This is a genomic window from Yoonia sp. R78084 (assembly GCF_044595625.1).
Lineage (GTDB): Bacteria > Pseudomonadota > Alphaproteobacteria > Rhodobacterales > Rhodobacteraceae > Yoonia.
Genome location: NZ_CP138993.1, coordinates 1,277,496 through 1,292,677, shown reverse-complemented (window position 1 = coordinate 1,292,677; position 15,182 = coordinate 1,277,496). Strand labels below are relative to the sequence as shown.

General features: G+C 58.2%; 15 protein-coding genes. 4 read left to right on the top strand and 11 right to left on the bottom strand.

Translation table 11 applies throughout. The features are described from left to right. Positions 1 to 336: 336 nt before the first annotated feature. Positions 337 to 1,041 (top strand): FkbM family methyltransferase, encoded by a 705-nt coding sequence (locus SJY29_RS06710; RefSeq protein WP_400088096.1) that lies wholly within the window; start codon positions 337 to 339, stop codon positions 1,039 to 1,041. Here the strand turns inward: SJY29_RS06710 and SJY29_RS06705 are convergent. After that, positions 1,038 to 1,649: a hypothetical protein gene (locus SJY29_RS06705; RefSeq protein ID WP_400088094.1), complete on the bottom strand. Its 612-nt coding sequence runs from the start codon at positions 1,647 to 1,649 to the stop codon at positions 1,038 to 1,040. The genes SJY29_RS06710 and SJY29_RS06705 overlap by 4 nt on opposite strands. An 83-nt stretch (positions 1,650 to 1,732) precedes the next feature. Between SJY29_RS06705 and SJY29_RS06700 the strand changes: the two genes are divergently transcribed. From SJY29_RS06700 to SJY29_RS06690, 3 genes are all read left to right on the top strand, one after another. Further along, positions 1,733 to 2,599: a DMT family transporter gene (locus tag SJY29_RS06700; protein ID WP_400088092.1), complete on the top strand. Its 867-nt coding sequence runs from the start codon at positions 1,733 to 1,735 to the stop codon at positions 2,597 to 2,599. A gap of 170 nt (positions 2,600 to 2,769) precedes the next feature. After that, complete coding sequence (locus SJY29_RS06695; protein ID WP_400088090.1) at positions 2,770 to 3,879, top strand: OmpP1/FadL family transporter; 1,110 nt, start codon at positions 2,770 to 2,772, stop codon at positions 3,877 to 3,879. A gap of 114 nt (positions 3,880 to 3,993) precedes the next feature. Continuing rightward, positions 3,994 to 4,917 carry a DMT family transporter gene (locus SJY29_RS06690; RefSeq protein WP_400088088.1) on the top strand — a complete coding sequence of 308 codons (924 nt, stop codon included), beginning with the start codon at positions 3,994 to 3,996 and terminating at the stop codon, positions 4,915 to 4,917. Here SJY29_RS06690 and lpxB read toward each other — a convergent pair. From lpxB to uppS, 10 genes are all read right to left on the bottom strand, one after another. After that, entirely contained in the window at positions 4,858 to 5,994 is a 1,137-nt protein-coding gene (lpxB, locus tag SJY29_RS06685; RefSeq protein ID WP_400088086.1) for a lipid-A-disaccharide synthase, read from the bottom strand. The two genes, SJY29_RS06690 and lpxB, sit on opposite strands and share 60 nt — an antisense overlap. Next, positions 5,991 to 6,872 carry an LpxI family protein gene (locus SJY29_RS06680; protein WP_400088084.1) on the bottom strand — a complete coding sequence of 294 codons (882 nt, stop codon included), beginning with the start codon at positions 6,870 to 6,872 and terminating at the stop codon, positions 5,991 to 5,993. The genes lpxB and SJY29_RS06680 overlap by 4 nt, the downstream gene beginning before the upstream one ends. Further along, on the bottom strand, positions 6,872 to 7,654 hold the full coding sequence (lpxA, locus tag SJY29_RS06675) for an acyl-ACP--UDP-N-acetylglucosamine O-acyltransferase (protein ID WP_110278718.1): 783 nt from the start codon (positions 7,652 to 7,654) through the stop codon (positions 6,872 to 6,874). The genes SJY29_RS06680 and lpxA overlap by 1 nt, the downstream gene beginning before the upstream one ends. Continuing rightward, entirely contained in the window at positions 7,654 to 8,115 is a 462-nt protein-coding gene (gene fabZ, locus SJY29_RS06670; RefSeq protein WP_055685836.1) for a 3-hydroxyacyl-ACP dehydratase FabZ, read from the bottom strand. The genes lpxA and fabZ overlap by 1 nt, the downstream gene beginning before the upstream one ends. 88 nt (positions 8,116 to 8,203) lie before the next feature. Further along, positions 8,204 to 8,725 carry an OmpH family outer membrane protein gene (locus SJY29_RS06665; RefSeq protein WP_110278717.1) on the bottom strand — a complete coding sequence of 174 codons (522 nt, stop codon included), beginning with the start codon at positions 8,723 to 8,725 and terminating at the stop codon, positions 8,204 to 8,206. Beyond that, positions 8,725 to 11,031: an outer membrane protein assembly factor BamA gene (bamA, locus tag SJY29_RS06660; protein WP_400088081.1), complete on the bottom strand. Its 2,307-nt coding sequence runs from the start codon at positions 11,029 to 11,031 to the stop codon at positions 8,725 to 8,727. The genes SJY29_RS06665 and bamA overlap by 1 nt, the downstream gene beginning before the upstream one ends. A gap of 105 nt (positions 11,032 to 11,136) precedes the next feature. After that, positions 11,137 to 12,471 carry an RIP metalloprotease RseP gene (gene rseP / locus SJY29_RS06655; protein ID WP_400088079.1) on the bottom strand — a complete coding sequence of 445 codons (1,335 nt, stop codon included), beginning with the start codon at positions 12,469 to 12,471 and terminating at the stop codon, positions 11,137 to 11,139. Positions 12,472 to 12,476: 5 nt separating this feature from the next. Continuing rightward, positions 12,477 to 13,646 (bottom strand): 1-deoxy-D-xylulose-5-phosphate reductoisomerase, encoded by a 1,170-nt coding sequence (gene dxr, locus SJY29_RS06650; RefSeq protein WP_400088077.1) that lies wholly within the window; start codon positions 13,644 to 13,646, stop codon positions 12,477 to 12,479. After that, positions 13,643 to 14,446 carry a phosphatidate cytidylyltransferase gene (locus SJY29_RS06645; RefSeq protein ID WP_110278713.1) on the bottom strand — a complete coding sequence of 268 codons (804 nt, stop codon included), beginning with the start codon at positions 14,444 to 14,446 and terminating at the stop codon, positions 13,643 to 13,645. Before SJY29_RS06645 ends, dxr begins: the two co-directional genes overlap by 4 nt. 2 nt (positions 14,447 to 14,448) lie before the next feature. Next, positions 14,449 to 15,174: a polyprenyl diphosphate synthase gene (gene uppS / locus SJY29_RS06640; protein ID WP_055685842.1), complete on the bottom strand. Its 726-nt coding sequence runs from the start codon at positions 15,172 to 15,174 to the stop codon at positions 14,449 to 14,451. Positions 15,175 to 15,182: the final 8 nt, after the last annotated feature.

Sequence of the window (15,182 nt, the reverse complement as noted above, 5' to 3'; positions counted from 1 at the left end):
AATGTGAAGATTGTTTCGTTATTTTTGCGCAACTGGACAACGTGGCAAAAGCTTGAAGATTTTGCATTTATCATAATAAAACCAGCTACTTAAAATGCATTCCTCACAGGTAAAATTCTGTATGCATATCGTGCAGCGCGAGTATCTTACCTGCAATTAACCAACTATTAAGTCTTCCGCACAAAGCTCATCCCGACCGCAACTTGATGAGCTAGACCCGTGCAACCCATTCTGACCCGACCGACCTTCCGCCCATTCCGCGAAGGAATTGCTGCAAACCGGCTTTTGCGATCGCTCGCGTTGCCCCTACTGCGCAAATGCGACCGGGCGATGACCATGACAAATCCGTTCTCCGGTCTGCCATTCCACCTGCGCAGCTATGCCCACAAAGGCTATTGGTTTTACGGTCGTCACCGTGAACGCGACACCATGCAGCGGCTGGCGGCACTTACCCAGCGCGGGGATATCGTGTTCGAGGTTGGCGGGCATATCGGCTATTTTGCCCAGTTTTTTGCCAAAAAGGTCGGCCACCGCGGTCAGGTCCATGTGTTCGAACCGGGTGAGCAGAACCAGCATTTCCTGCGCCGCAACATTGCACGCTGCACGCAATGTGTTCATGTGAATGTCGCGGTCAGCGACAAGATCGGGAAGGCGCTGTTTTATGAAGAGAACCTTGGCGGCTTTATGAATTCGCTTGATCCTCAATTCGCCAAGGAAACCGGCAATGCCACGGCACAGCATGGCGATCTGAAACTCCGCAAAAGGCGCGTGAATACGACGACACTTGATGCCTATGCCGCAACCCACAACGTCTGGCCCGATGTGCTCAAGATCGACGCCGAGGGTGCGGAACTGGCTGTCTTGGTCGGGGCGGCAAAGGTGCTGCAGCATGTGCGCAGCCTGATGATCGAAGTGCAGCGCAACCATGATGAGATCTTCGATATCCTTGTGGATCACGGCTTTTCGCTTTGGCATCCGGATGGCCGCAGGATCAGCGATGCCGCAGATATGGATGGAAATGTTTTTGCGACCCGCGCCTAGAGGTTGAGCGCGTCAAGCAGCAATTCGGCAGTAAACTCGCCCGGCCCGCAGGCCGCCAGATCCCCCTGCTGTCCAATCGCCAGCCATTCCGCGCGTGCAGCCATGCCAATACTCACCTCGGGGCCAACGCGCAACGGATCACGCCCCCAATGGCTGTCAGTGAACGGCTCTTCCGCGAACGCCACCGCTAGGTCAAACGGCGGCACACCGGCCCGCGCCAGCAGAAAACCCGCGATACATTCCACCTGCCGCGTAACCAACCCGCGCAGCATCGCCTCTTCCGTGCGGCGTTGGCGGATCTGGCGCAGCGCAAAGTCAGCAACACCGTGCTGCACCTGCACCGCATGACCATAGACATGGGCCAGCATATAAGGTGTCTGGGGCGCGGCCATCGCATCACGCGCCAGCAGTATCCGATTTGTCGACGTGCAATAGGCGACAACCGCATTGACGCTCTCGTCGGCACCACAAAGGCCAGCGATCTGATCAACCTGCTGCACCACCGGCATGCGATCAAACGCGGCATTTGCAGCGGCTTCGACCTGCGCCACAGGGTCTGCACCTGCCGCCTGCCCCAGAAACACCGCCGCAATGATCCATTTCACCATTTCAAATCCCGTTATTGCTGTTCTCAACCAAACACGATCCGACAGGGCTTGCCAAATCACAAAACAAAGGCACAACTGCTGGCATGAACACCGTCGCAAAAGCAGCCTTCTGGATGATTGGCGCCATATCATCCTTTACTCTGATGGCTGTCGCTGGACGTACCGTCAGCACAGAGCTTGATACGTTCGAGATCATGCTGTTCCGCAGCCTGACAGGGATCGCGATTGTTGTCAGCGTCGCCATTGCGACAGGGACCATATCACAAATCGGGCGCAACCGGCTTGGCCTGCATGCCACACGGAACCTGTTCCATTTTACCGGCCAGAACCTGTGGTTCTATGCCATCACCGTGATTCCGCTGGCACAGGTCTTTGCGCTGGAATTCACCACGCCGATCTGGGTGATCCTTCTGTCTCCGCTGATCTTGCGCGAAAGGGTCACTGCAATCGGCCTGCTGAGCGCCTTGATAGGATTCATTGGCATCCTGATCGTCGCCCGCCCCGATCCCGCCAACCTTAGCTGGGGACTGATGGCCGCCGCCAGTTGCGCCGTCTTCTTTGCGCTGACCGCGATCTTCACCCGTAAATTAACCCAGACCGAAACGATTACGACAATCCTTTTCTATCTGACAACCATGCAGGCCGTCTTTGGCCTGATCTGCGCGGGATATGACGGCGATATCGCGCTGCCATCACTGGCAGCACTGCCTTGGGTGGTGCTGATCGGTTGTGCCGGGCTCTTGGCGCATTTCTGCCTGACCAAAGCGCTGAGCATCGCGCCAGCAAGCATTGTGATGCCAATTGATTTCGTGCGCCTGCCCACCATCGCGATCGTCGGGATGGTGCTTTACAGTGAACCGCTGGAGGTGTGGGTGTTTGTCGGTGCCGCGCTCATTTTCGGGGCAAATTATCTCAACATTACCAGCGCGATGCGGCCTGCTAAGGCCTAGGCGCGCACCCTTCCGAAAGCCTGGGCTCAAGCCGATTGTCACAGATATGTGACGCTACGGCGCGTCGCAATGAATGACGTGGCGTCAATAATTGACGTAAAGCTTAGGCACTCCCTAGGGTGATCTGCACACATTTTATTCATGACAGGGATGAGGACATGAGAAACGTAATGACAGCAGGAGCGGCGCTGCTGCTTTCAACGAGTATTGTTTCGGCGGGGGGAATTGACCGGTCCGGAAACGCATATTCCGTGCTCTTCGAGGACGGCAACTATGCACAACTGTCTTTTTCGACAGTAAATCCTGACGTCTCCGGGGACTACCCACCAGGTGCGCCACCAGCAGGACTAGGCGGCGGCTCGACAGACAATATGGCGGAAGGCTATACCAGCGCAGGCGTCGCTTTGAAGTATGGCATCAATGAAGACATTGATCTGGCTGTTTTTCTGAACCAACCTTACGGTGCGAATGCTAACTACACTGCGGGCGCCTACACTGGATTGGCGGCAGAGTGGAAAAGCCTGCAGCTTGCTGTGCTGGGCAAGTACCAACTGAATGACGCTGTTTCCGTCTTTGGCGGCTTGCGCGCTATCCAGTCAGAAGCGACAATTGCTGTACCAACTGCACTCGTCGCTGGTGCGTCCGGTGGCGCTATCGTATCGCCGTATGCCGCCACCGCAAATTCTGACGTACAGATCGGCTATGTTTTGGGTGCCGCATACGAGATGCCTGAAATCGCATTGCGCGTCTCTTTGACATATGAAAGCGGTGTCACTCATGAGTTTGACACCGACGAAGAGTTTGCCACTCTACCTGCCGAATCCAGCACTACAGAGATCGAATTGCCACAATCGCTGGCACTCGACTTCCAAACCGGCGTCGCCGCTGACACGCTCGTTTTTGGTTCAGTGCGCTGGGCGGAGTGGTCCGTTTGGGAAGTCCGACCTGCACTCTACGAGGCCGAGGTGGGTGACCGTGTGACCGGGATCGACAATGATGTCTTCACTTACCGCATCGGCGTAGGTCGCAGAATCAACGAAGAGCTCTCTGTTTTCGCTCGTGTCACCTATGAGGAATCAACGGGTGACGAAGCATCGCGGCTTGCACCTACAGACGGCACGACGAGCTATGGTTTCGGCGGAAGCTATACAATCGACAACACCGAAATCTCGGGCGGCATTGAATATGCTATGCTGGGCGACGCGACTGACGGAAGCGGTACAACCTTTGAAGATAACACAGCCCTTGGCTTTGGTATTAACATCGGCTTCAGTTTCTGATCCCATACCGCAGGTTTAAGCAACAAGAGCCCCGCCCTCACCGGCGGGGCTTTTTCATTGGCTTGCGCAGGATACGGGTTGCACAGACCGTGCCAAAGGGCGCATGTCGCCCTCATGACACCAGTACAAAAAACCATCTCGCCGCAGGCCTGGGCAGGGCTATTGATGCTGGCTTTCATTTGGGGCGGGTCTTTTCTATCGGTCCATGTGGCCTTGGAAGAAATCGGGCCGCTTACCTCGGTTGCACATCGCACCGGATGGGCGATGGTGATCCTGTGGGCCTATGTCCTGATCCGCCGTTTGCCCATGCCAACAGACCGGCGCGTGTGGGGTGCGTTTCTGGTGATGGGGCTGTTGAACAACGCCATCCCCTTCAGCTTGATGGCATGGGGGCAGTTGCACATCGAAACCGGCCTGACCTCGATCCTCAACGCCGCAACTGCGATTTTCGGTGTGAGCGCCGCGGCGCTTTTCCTTGCAGACGAACGCCTGACAGCACGCAAGGCGATCGGCGTGGGCATCGGATTTCTGGGGGTCTCGACCGCGATTGGCCTGAACGCATTCAAGGACTTTGACATCCGGTCGCTCGGCCAACTGGCCGTGATCGGCGGGACGATCAGCTATGCGCTGGCGGCTGTCTGGGCACGCAAAACGCTGGGGCACCTTAAACCGCAGGTTGCCGCGGCCGGCATGTTGACCGGTGCAAGTATCATCACGCTCCCTGCCGCATGGATCATGGAAGGCCCCATCACCCTGTCTCTCGCGCCACAAACATGGGCCGCCATCAGCTATTACGCCGTGGTCGCGACAGCCATCGCTTACATCCTCTACTACCGCGTGCTGGCGCTTGCAGGCAGTGGGAACGCGATGCTGGTCACGCTGCTGGTCGCCCCTGTCGCGATCGTTTTGGGCGCAATCGTGCTGGGTGAGGCTTTGCCAATGCGCGCCTATATCGGCTTTGCGACCCTGGCGCTGGGGCTACTGATCCTTGATGGCCGCCTGGTCAAGCCGCTCCAACACCGCCTTCGCCGCGCGTAGGCCGGGTGCCTCACCACCCTGCCCCAGCCGCTCCATGGTCAGCGCCATCGCGGCCTGCTGCGCCTGCGGGTCGGCCAGCACCGCCAGCACCGCATCGGCAATCGGACCGGGCTGGCAGGCATCGCCGATAAATTCCGGCACAACGCGGGTGTCGCTGACCAAATTCACCAAGGTCACCGTATCCACCAACAACATCCGGCTGATGATGATCCGGCTGAGCCACGCCATATCATAGGCAATCACCATCGGCGTGCCGCTTGCCGCCAGTTCCAATGACACTGTGCCAGAGGCCGCAAGTGCCACATCTGCCCGCTTGAACCACGCGGCCTTGTCCGGCGATCCCGGCGGCAGGACCGTCACGGGCGTAGCCCAGTGTTTGACCTGCGCCTGCACAAGATCGTGTACACCGCGCGTTGTCGGGATCACGAATTGCGCATCAGGCACGGACGCTGCGATTTTGGCAACCGCCACACCAAAACGCGTGGCAAGCCGCCCGACCTCGCCTTTGCGACTGCCCGGCAGCACCAGCACGACGGTGCCTGAACCCAATGCCGCCGCCTCTGCATCGCTGGCCACAGGTTCTGCGACCACAGGATGCCCTACAAAATCGCAATCCATGCCTGCGGCCTGCATCAAAGGCGGCTCAAAAGGAAACAGGGCCAAGACATGATCAATGTGCCGCGCCATCTTTTCCGCACGCTTCGGCCGCCATGCCCAGACCGTCGGGGCGACATAGTGCACGGTGCGAATATCGCTGCCCGCCTTCACCAGACGCGCGACGCGCAGGCAGAAATCAGGGCTGTCGATGGTAATCAGTACGTCAGGTTTCGTCGCGATTATCGCCTCGGCCATCTGCCGGATCCGCGCCTTGAGTGCGCGATATTTCGGCAGGATTTCGGCAAGCCCCATGACGCTGAGCTCTTCCATGGGAAAGCGGCTTTCCAGCCCCTCGGCCTGCATCAGGGGCCCACCGACACCGTCAAATGTCACCTCAGAGCGCAGCGTCTTGAACCCCACCATGAGGGCCGCGCCCAGTTTGTCACCAGAGGCTTCGCCTGCGATTACAAAAACCCTCATGCGCCCCCCTTGGGCCGCACCCAGAAGAACAACCCTGCCGCATCAAGCGTGCCCACGACATCATCCAGTTCCAGAACCATGACGCCGCCCTGTTCGATCACAATCCCACTCAGGCCTGCTGCAACCGCACCCTTGGCCGTGTGCGGCCCGATGACGGGCAAATCCGCGCGGCGGTCCTGATCGGGCTTGGGCGCTTTGAACAATACCGCACCCCGCGCATCGGTCGGCTCACCATCTGCACCACTCAGCCATTCAGCCGCACCACCCAGAACCGCCCCCAGACCGTCAACCACACCCCATAACGGATCATCGCTGGGGGCGAACCGGGCGAGCATCGCATCTGTGCCGGCCTGCCCTTCGCGCGCCAGAACACGGCCATTGCGCACCACGCAGGCCTGGCCCACATCCGCGCGCCCCATCTCGGCGATGGTCTGTTCTGCGGTCACTGCGTCCTGTCTTTGATCAATTGTCACGGGCATGCGGCTCAGCACGCCTGCAGGCGGGAGCAAATCGGGCGCGATTTCATGTGCGGCGCGCACGACCAGCCCCGCTTCTTCGAATAACGCGATGACGACGCGCAGGGCCCCGTCATCCCCCTGTGCAATGGCCTGCAAGATACGCGGAACCAAGGGTTGGGTGGCGGCATCAATGGCCGCAGGATCAATAGCCGGACGCTTGATGGCCCCTGCAAGGCAAACCTCGGTCACGCCGCGGTCTACCAATGCGTTCAGAAAACTACCCAGTTGTTCAATGCGAAACGTGATCTCGGGTGTCAGCGCGGGGCGAAACCCGTCAAGCGCACAAATCAAGGGCCGCTCTGGCAGGCGCGCCACAAGCGCGGGCGGCAAATCCCCTGTTCCGGCAATCAACGCAAGCATCAGCCCGGCGTCAGAAAATTGCGATCGGTGTCGCCCAGAATGAACGCCACCATTTGCTGCACATAGGCGCTGTCGCTTTCATCTGCCAGACGGTTGGCGCGATCCTGAAAGGTGCCTTCACCGTCCCGCAGCATCTGAAAGGCTGCACGCAGTGCCGTGATATCGCCGCGGCTGACGCCCTTGCGCTTCAACCCCACAAGGTTCAGCCCGTCCAGAACGCCGCGCGGCCCCTGCACCAGACCATGCGGCACCACGTCTTTGGTCACCATCGTCACCGCGCCAATAATCGCACCCTGCCCAATGCGCACATGCTGATGCACCCCGCAAAGACCGCCGATGATCACATCATCCTCGATAATGCAGTGCCCTGCGACGGCGGATGAATTTACCACGATCACACGATCACCGATCTGCGCGTCATGGGCGATATGGCAGCCGGCCATAAACAGCCCGTCATCACCCACCCGCGTCTCACCCCCGCCGTTCGCGGTGCCGGTGTTCATCGTCACATGTTCACGGATGCGGTTGCGGGCACCAATGCGCAGACGGGTCTTCTCGCCGTCAAATTTCAGATCCTGCGGGATTTCTCCGATCACCGCAAAAGGAAAGACCGTCGTGTCATCGCCGATATGGGTATCCCCGTCGACAACAACATGGCTTTTGAGCGTCACGCGATCGCCCAGCACCACGTCCTTCCCGATCACGCAAAACGGGCCGATCACGCAATCCGCGCCAATTTGCGCGCCGTCAGCGATCACAGCAGAGGGGTGAATGCCTGCCATCAAGCTTGCATATCCATCATTGCGGTAAACTCGGCCTCGGCGGCCATTTCGCCATCGACAGTTGCCACACCACGGAAGCGCCAGACCTTGCCACCCGGTTTGCCCCGTGTGGTTTCCACATGCATTTCAAGCACATCGCCGGGCACGACCTTGCGGCGGAACTTGCAGCCGTCAATTGCCATGAAGTAGACCAGCAGATTGCCATCGGTCAGTCCCAGAGATGCACCCACCATCACGGCCGTTGTTTGCGCCATTGCCTCGACAATCGTCACGCCTGGCATAATCGGGTTTCCGGGGAAATGGCCCTGAAAATGCGGCTCGTTCATGGTGACGTTCTTGATGCCTACGGCAGATGTGGTGCCATTGATACTATGCACCTTGTCCACCAGCAGAAACGGATAGCGATGCGGCAGGATTTTCTGGATCAGCTGGATATCGGCGGTGGTGACAGCTTCGCTCATGCGGGGCGGCTCCTCTTATTGCTTGTGGCGCGCCATGGCCGCCGTTTGGACATGACTACCAAGCCGCGAGAAGCGCGGCAAGCATCGGCTACTCTTCACCGTTGCCCAATTCCGCATCAATCCGCACGATGGCATCATCGGTGATATTCGCTGCGCGCACAGACAGGACTACGTTGCGCTGCTCCAACACCAGAACAGCTCCTCGTTCAAGCATCAAATTGGCCACGATCCCCTGCACACGTTGCTCGAACCGTGCGCGCGCTTCGGCGGTGGCAACCTGCAATTCGACGTTCTTGGCATCACGCACGCGGCGCACATCCTGCACCTTGCGGTCAAAGGCCTCGGCCTCGGCGCGAAAGTCCTCTGGTGTCATGTCGGGGCGGCGGATCGTCAGGCTGCGCTCTTCAAGCGTCAGCGATTCAACAATGCGGTCATTCTCGGCTTGCAGTGCGGCCGCCTGTTCGGCCAGCTCTGCGGCAAGACGCTGGCCGTAGAGTGTTTCGATAAACAAACGATCACTGTCCACAATCAGCACCGGAGGTGAGGATTGCTGGGCTGATGCGGGCAACACCAGTATCAGCCAGACAATGATTGCGCGCAGCATAGCCATCAGAAGTTTGTTGAAATGGTCACATCAAAGTTCCGTGTCTTGTCGAAGTCCTGAACATCCAGCGGCTCTGTAAAGTTGAACCGCAGCGGGCCGATCGGGGTGGTCCAGAAGATTGACAGACCGGCAACAGAGCGCGCGATTGGGTCATTCGACAGAATAGAAGAATCGTCCGCTACACCCACATCCCACACCGAACCGTAGTCGATAAAGGCGCCGCCCGTGATCCCGTATTCGCTTGGCAGGCCAAGCGGGAATTCAGTCTCAAGCGTCAGAACAGAGAAAGCGTTCCCGCCCAAAGCATCATCGGTATCCTCATCGCGCGGACCGATCCCACCGGCCTCAAAACCGCGCATCAGGCGGCTGCCAAGGAAGAAGCGGTCGGTCACACGGCTGTTGCCATCCAGATAGTTCAGCAAGCCTCCCTGCAAAGAGGCGCGCACGGTGACCTCCTCGTTCAGAATCGCCGTTTCGGCACCCGCAAAAGCTGTTGTCTTGATGAACTGCGAGTCACCGACGCCGAACTCCTGGCCAAAGCGCAACACATAGCCGGTCGTCGGGTTCACGCCTGTCCGGCGGCTGTCATAGCTGTAGTTATAACCGATCGCATTCGTCCAGACACCGCCGACAAGACCTTCGTTCTGGATGATGGTGCTGGCATCGGCTGACACATCGGTCAAATCGGTGTATTCAAGCGCGTAGAACAAAGACAAACGTCCGGTTTCACTGATCGGGAAACTGACCGCAGGCGACATCCGCAGTGTTTCGGTATCATAGAGCGCGTTCTCGTTGTTTGTTGTTCCGTAGTTCAGGTCGAATGACCCTCGCAGATCACGTCCCAAAAGCTGTGGCTCGGTAAAACCAAAGCCAAATCGGCGATTGGTTTCGGCGGTCGAAAAGTCAAAATTCAAACGCTGCCCGCGACCTTGGAAGTTGCTTTGACGGTAAGAGGCCAGCAAGCTGATCCCGTTGTCGGTATTGAAGTTGGCACCGAACGACAGCGTTCCGGTGGGCCCTTCTGTCACGTTCACATCAACGATGCGCTGGCTCGGGGATGAACCGGGGCGCGTGTCAACATTGACACCCTGAAAAAAGCCGAGGGCACGGATACGCCGCGCACTTTCCTGAATTTCGCGGCTGTTCAGCGGGTCGCCCTCAACCGAACGGAACTGGTTGCGGATCACGCGGTCCAGTGTTGTCCCGTTCCCTTCAATGTCGATGCGTTCGATAAAGACGCGCTCACCCGATACCAGCACATAATTCACATCAATCGTCAGATCGCGCGGATTGCGTGACAGGCGCGGTTCGACCTCGACAAAGCGTAGCCCCCGCGCTGCAGCTTCCCGCTCGATCCGGCTGATATCTGAATCGATCGGCACCGGCGAGTAAGTCGCGCCTGACCGCACACCAATTAAATCGGCAAAATCAGCAGCATTCACGCCATTGATTTCACTCGAAATAGACGTGTTGCCAAAGCTGAACTGTTGCCCCTCGCGAATATTGTACGTCACCAGATAGGCGTCGCGCTCACGCGTCAGCGACACGTCGATGTTCTGCAAAACGAAGTCGATATAGCCACGCGAGCGGTAAAAATCAGTGAGCGCTTCGCGGTCTTGCGCCACACGCTCGGGCGAGTAGGTATCACGTCCAACCAGAATGCGGAAAATACCTGCCTGTTTGGTTTCCAGCACGCGGCGCAAACGCCCTTCTGAATACGTCCTGTTGCCGACAAACGAGATGCGCTCGATCTCGGTCACGGCAGATTCCACCACCTCGAAGACCAGATCAACGCGGTTGTCGGATTGTGGAATGATCCGCGGTGTGACGGTTGCGTTGATCCGCCCGCGGCGCGCATAGGCCTCGGTGATTGCGGCGGTATCGGCTTCGGCCTGCGCAGGCGTAAAGACACGCCGTGGTTGGGATTGCACAAGTGCCAGAAGTTCCTCGTCACGCAGGCGGTTGTTTCCCTCGATATTGATACGATTGATCGTCGGATATTCGACCACACGGATGAGCAACCGGTTGCCTTGCGGGATCAGTTCGACACTCTCGAAAAGGCCGGAGGCGCGAATATTCTGCCCTGCTGTGTTCAGCTCCGCAGTCGAAAGTGCAGCACCGGGCGCCAGTCCGCCGAATGTCAGGATTGTGCCGTCTGCCACCCGCAGATTGCCTTCGATCTCGAAGCTGCTGAAGGCGAAGCTTTGTGCGTTTGCGGCACCGGTCGCCAAAACCACGATACAAAGCGCCATCCAGAATGACCGCACTTTCGCAAAACCCTGCGCCAGAAAGCGCCCTACACTTGTCTTCATAACGACCGCCCGTACCCAGATTATTCTTACAGAATTGAGTAGCGACAATATACGCGGTTGTCAAAACGCCAGCGCGTCTGTTTTACATGAAAAGCCCGTGCAGAATTACGGACAAAGGATCGTGTCGTTGAGAATCGTGAACATCATCAGCGACAGGATCAGAGACAATCCAACAAACATAAAGACTTGGACCGCACGGTCACTGGGTTTACGCCGTGTGACGGCTTCATAGGCATAAAATACAAGGTGCCCGCCATCCAGCACAGGGATCGGGAAAAGGTTGATCAGGCCCACTGCGGCGGACAGCGCGCCAATAAACCAGATAAAGCTCTGGGGGCCCTGCTCTGCCATTGACCCGCTGGTTTCGGCAATACCCACAGGACCGGACAAATTACAGGTCGAAATCTGGCCGAAAAGAATATGCTGCATCGCCGAAAGTGATGTTGTCGTCGTGTTCCACAGCCCCTGCGCGCCAAGACTGATGGCTGTGAACAGCCCCACGCTTTCGGTTTTTTCTTCAAAGAAAATCGTGCCGCTGATGCCAATCAACCAGCGCGTCTCGAACCCGCCCTCGGGATTCGGCAAATCAACGCGACGCGGCGCGATGGTTTTTTCCAGCGTTTCCCCATCCCGCCAAATCGTGAAGACCAGTGGCGCGCCATCCGCCTCAAGAACGATCTCCTGGACCTGCGCAAATGCGAAAACCGGCTCTCCGTTGATGGCGGTGACAACGTCATCCACCTTGATGTCGGCATCATCCGCCGCCGACCTTGGGCTGACACTCGACACCGCTGTGGGGAAGAAATACGGGCCTTCTACTGTTATTTGATCACCATCGCGCAGAACTGTATATTCAAGCCGCTCGCGCAGGGGCACAAGATCGGACATATCCACTGTCCGCTCGGGGTCATTGAATACAACGCCTTCGACAGCAATCACCTGATCACCCTCGCGCAGATCAGAGGCATAGCTAGCAGGCAACGGGCGCATTTCGCCAAAGGTCAACGGATCGGTCGAGCGGCCCTGAAACATGATCGAGCCCGCGAAAATCGCAATCGCCAGCACAAAGTTGAACACAGGCCCTGCCGCCACTGTTGCCGTGCGCGCCCAAAGTGGCGCACCCAGCATGGTGCGGCGCAGATCAGCCTCGGACACCTGCCCGTCGCTACCCACGCTGGCCGCATTCGCATCACCGAGAAATTTGACAAAACCGCCCAAAGGCAGCGCTGCAATCTGCCATGTCGTGCCGCGTTTATCGACGCGGCGGTAGATTACCGGACCAAACCCGAGTGAAAACACCTCGGCATGGATGCCGCACCAGCGCCCGACGATATAATGGCCATATTCATGGATCGCCACGATCACCGACAGCGCCACAATGAAAGCCACAATCATGAAGGCGAAGTTGCCGAACATCGGCACAAACTGCATCAGGTCCAAAGGTCTTATCCCAGTCGGCTAAAGGTTTCGGCGGCATAAATCCGCGCCAGTCGGTCGGTCTCTAGCACGTTATCTAGGGTAATTGCCGCATTTTGCAGCCCACCATCCGATGACATTTTGTCGAGCGTGCGCGAAACCACCGCTGACATATCCAGAAAACCTATGTCGCCTGCAATAAATCCGTCCAGCGCGCGCTCTTTGGCCGCATTAAAGACCGCACCGGACAGCCCCCCCTGTTCCATGACGCGCGTGGCGATGGCCAATGCGGGATAACGCGCCGGATCGGGTGCTTCGAATGTCAGACTGCCGATCTTGGCCAGATCAAGCCGTTCGACTGGCAGCGCGCGCCGTTCCGGCCAATGCAGCGCATAGCCGATGGCATGGCGCATATCGGGCGGGCCCACATGGGCCATCAGCGCCCCGTCGTTAAAGCCCACCAGCGCATGGATCAGGCTTTCACGGTGCACGAGCACTTCGATCATATCAGGCGTGACGTTGAAAAACTCTTTGGTTTCAATCAGTTCCATTGCCTTGTTGAACATCGACGCACTGTCGATGGTGATGCGCTGCCCCATGTCCCAGTTGGGATGGCTTGAGGCCTCAGCCAGTGTCGCAGTGGCGAGTTTCGCGATCGGCCAGTCACGGAACGCGCCGCCGCTTGCGGTAATAATGACCCGCTCGACAGCCGCCATATGTTCACCGACCAGCGCCTGAAAAACAGCTGAATGTTCACTGTCCACAGGCAGCACGGTCGCGCCATGCGCCTTGGCACGGCCCAGCAAAAGCGGCCCTGCGGTGACGAGAGATTCCTTGTTTGCAAGCGCAAGTGTCGTGCCATGGGCCAAGGCCTCTAACCCTGGCACCAGCCCCGCCGCACCCACAATCGCCGAAAGCGCCCAGTCTACAGGCCGTGCCGCCGCTTGGGCAATGGCATCCGGTCCCGCCGCAACCTCTACATCCGTATCGGCCAGCAAGTCTCTCAATTCATTATAGCATTCTGGATAGCAGGTCACGGCCAGTTCAGCGCGTAACCGCCGTGCATCCGCTGCAAGCTGCGCCACATTACGCCCGCCTGTCAGGGCCACAACATCATAGGCATCCGCATCACGCGCCACCAGATCAAGCGCATTCTGCCCGATTGATCCTGTCGCCCCGAAAACCGAAATCCGCCTCACCAGACAACCCCTGGCACACCGAAGACATCCGCAAGGACAAGCAGGAACAGCGACGCCCCCAAGAGCGCATCGAAGCGATCAAACAACCCGCCATGGCCGGGGATCAGTGTCGAGCTGTCTTTCACCCCCATCCGGCGTTTCAGCGCACTTTCCGCGATATCACCCATCTGTCCCGCAAAACTCAGCAGCATTGAAAACAGGACAATCATAATCCCCGCATCGGTGAAAAGCGAAAAGACAAAGCCCACCAGACCAGCGCCCAGCCAGCCTGCAACTGTCCCGCTCCAAGTCTTCTTGGGGCTGATCCGGGGCCAGAACTTGGGCCCCCCCAGCGATTTACCTGCAAAATAACCAAAAATATCGGTGACGATGACAACCGACATTAGCCACAAGAGCCACGTAAACCCGAAGTCCGTACGGAAATGCACAAGGCCCCAGCCCGCAAGCTGAATCCCCAAAGCAAAAAAGAAGAACGTCTTGATCTCGGTCTTGAGCTGCGTGACTCCGATCAGTGGAACCACCAGAAACAGCAGCATCCCCCACGCCGATCCTTCCGCCAACTGGCCCGACATGACCGAGGCAACCAGAGCCGCCATCAACATGCCTTTGGTCGGTTCGCCGGGGCGGATCATCATCCACAGTTCCCACACCATGACCGCTGTGACAAAAACAACGAGCATCTGGAACCAGAGACCGCCCAGTATCACACCAAAGGCGCCGATCACGACCATTGCAGCACTTGAAGTGAGGCGAACGGTCAGATCATCCCATTTTGCGGGCGGAGGCGCGGCATTGGTCATTCTCAGGCTCGGACAGCCCCGAAACGTCTGTCCCGCTTGCCATAATCACGCAGGACGCGGGCGAACTCCTCGGCCGTGAAATCGGGCCAGAGCGTGTCGACAAATTCATATTCGGCATAGGCCGACTGCCACAGCAGGAAATTCGAAATCCGCGCTTCGCCACTGGTGCGGATCACCAGATCGGGGTCGGGCAGAACATGCGTATCCAGGAACCGCGCAAGCGTTTCGGCGTCCACATCTTCATGGGTCAAGCGGCCCTGCTCGATCTCATAGGCAAGCCGCTTGGCGGCTCGGGTCACCTCATCGCGGCTACCGTAGTTCAGCGCGACAGTCAGATGCACGCGATCATTGCCCGCAGTACGCAGTTCCAGATCATCCATCAATGAGACAAGTTTATCATCTAGCCGCACGCGATCCCCGATAAAACGGACACAAACGCCGCTATCAAAAAGCTCCTGCGCCTCACGCTCGAGATAGCGACGGAACAGGCTCATCAATCCCGCGACCTCTGTCTGGGTGCGCTTCCAGTTCTCGGTCGAAAACGCAAATATTGTCAGGTACTTAACCCCAAGATCAGGACAGGCCTCGAGGATTTCACGCACCTTGCGCGCACCCGCATGGTGACCAAACAGACGCGGACGCCCGCGTTTTTGTGCCCAACGCCCGTTGCCATCCATGATGATCGCGACATGAGCGGGCGATGATTTGGCGTCTGCGTCCTTGGGCATATGGCCCC

Excerpts from the sequence above, each read along its gene's own strand:
- SJY29_RS06710 (WP_400088096.1), top strand. The coding sequence starts at position 337 with ATGACAAATCCGTTCTCCGGTCTGCCATTCCACCTGCGCAGCTATGCC.
- SJY29_RS06695 (WP_400088090.1), top strand. The coding sequence starts at position 2,770 with ATGACAGCAGGAGCGGCGCTGCTGCTTTCAACGAGTATTGTTTCGGCG.
- bamA (WP_400088081.1), bottom strand. The coding sequence starts at position 11,031 with ATGAAGACAAGTGTAGGGCGCTTTCTGGCGCAGGGTTTTGCGAAAGTG.
- lpxB (WP_400088086.1), bottom strand. The coding sequence starts at position 5,994 with ATGAGGGTTTTTGTAATCGCAGGCGAAGCCTCTGGTGACAAACTGGGC.
- SJY29_RS06690 (WP_400088088.1), top strand. The coding sequence starts at position 3,994 with ATGACACCAGTACAAAAAACCATCTCGCCGCAGGCCTGGGCAGGGCTA.
- SJY29_RS06705 (WP_400088094.1), bottom strand. The coding sequence starts at position 1,649 with ATGGTGAAATGGATCATTGCGGCGGTGTTTCTGGGGCAGGCGGCAGGT.
- lpxA (WP_110278718.1), bottom strand. The coding sequence starts at position 7,654 with ATGGCAGGCATTCACCCCTCTGCTGTGATCGCTGACGGCGCGCAAATT.
- SJY29_RS06665 (WP_110278717.1), bottom strand. The coding sequence starts at position 8,725 with ATGGCTATGCTGCGCGCAATCATTGTCTGGCTGATACTGGTGTTGCCC.
- SJY29_RS06700 (WP_400088092.1), top strand. The coding sequence starts at position 1,733 with ATGAACACCGTCGCAAAAGCAGCCTTCTGGATGATTGGCGCCATATCA.
- SJY29_RS06680 (WP_400088084.1), bottom strand. The coding sequence starts at position 6,872 with ATGCTTGCGTTGATTGCCGGAACAGGGGATTTGCCGCCCGCGCTTGTG.
- SJY29_RS06645 (WP_110278713.1), bottom strand. The coding sequence starts at position 14,446 with ATGACCAATGCCGCGCCTCCGCCCGCAAAATGGGATGATCTGACCGTT.
- uppS (WP_055685842.1), bottom strand. The coding sequence starts at position 15,174 with ATGCCCAAGGACGCAGACGCCAAATCATCGCCCGCTCATGTCGCGATC.
- fabZ (WP_055685836.1), bottom strand. The coding sequence starts at position 8,115 with ATGAGCGAAGCTGTCACCACCGCCGATATCCAGCTGATCCAGAAAATC.